At 63.2% G+C, this 261-nt stretch carries 1 pseudogene; it reads left to right on the forward strand.

From position 1 onward, the window contains the following. Positions 1 to 261, forward strand: a pseudogene (locus tag HBA93_RS21835) (hypothetical protein); the annotation flags it as partial.

Below are 261 nucleotides of genomic sequence, written 5' to 3' on the forward strand. Positions count from 1 at the left end.
CGCGTCCCCGCTTCATCGACAGCCGCAATCAGGCGCTGTTTCCTCAGGTGGTCGAGCGCCTGGGTACCAAGAAGAAGGCCGACCGTCTCATCCTCGGGTCTGGCTATTTCGAGAGCGACGGCGATGGTGCTGCTGGCCTGCCAGAGCGACTGCGCCGCGCATTGGTGCAGGAGAAATCCCTGACGAAAACAGCGGCTCTCGACCTGTTTCTCAACCCGTCCTCCTGTCAGGGGCTTGCTGCCCGGGCCGGTGCCTTGATTG

Origin of the sequence: Ochrobactrum sp. SFR4 (genome assembly GCF_019730395.1) — a bacterium.
Lineage (GTDB): Bacteria > Pseudomonadota > Alphaproteobacteria > Rhizobiales > Rhizobiaceae > Pseudochrobactrum.